Raw genomic sequence first — 716 nt, forward strand, 5'->3', positions numbered from 1 at the left:
CCAAGCTCACCCGCTAGGCTACCTGAGAACGCCACTTCGCCTTCAACTTTGTTGTTACCAGTAAACATTTGTAGCTTACCGTCTTCAGTTACAGACGCTTTCACAGAATCTTGTTGACCGTTGATGTACGTTGCTAGCTCTTCGATATCGTCACCCGCTTTTGCGTTGATGTCGATTTCTTGCGCTTGGCCGAAGTTGTCGGTGAACGATAGTTTCAGGTCGTTAGAACCCGCTTGAACGTTCCAGTCTTTGTCTTTCGCGTTCTCAGTTTGGTAGCTCTTACCACCCATCTGAGCGTTATCAGAACGCATGTCTTTCAGTTGAAGCATTACCGCTTCACCGTTATCCGCACCGATTTGGAATGATTTAGTACCGTGAGTACCGTTAAGCAGTTTGTTACCACCAAAAGACGTGGTTTCTGCGATACGGTTTAATTCGTCGTTTAGTGCTGTTACTTCTTCTTGAATCGCTACACGCTCAGATTTTGAGTTTGAGCCATTTGAAGATTGTAGAGACAAATCACGCATACGTTGCAGGATGTTCGTCGTCTCATTCATTGCACCTTCAGCAGTTTGTGCAATAGAGATACCGTCGTTCGCGTTACGAACAGCAACATCAAGGCCGCGGCTCTGAACGTTCAAACGGTTAGAGATTTGTAGGCCCGCAGCGTCATCTTTTGCGCTGTTGATTTTAGAGCCTGAAGCTAGGCGCTCCAT

1 protein-coding gene is annotated in these 716 nt (G+C 46.8%); it reads right to left on the reverse strand.

Annotated features, from left to right (window positions below):
• Positions 1-716: flagellin (locus IQO02_RS08395; RefSeq protein WP_010438616.1), on the reverse strand; the 716-nt coding region annotated here is incomplete at both ends.

This window comes from Vibrio sp. OPT24 (genome assembly GCF_015163545.1).
Taxonomy (GTDB): domain Bacteria; phylum Pseudomonadota; class Gammaproteobacteria; order Enterobacterales; family Vibrionaceae; genus Vibrio; species Vibrio cyclitrophicus.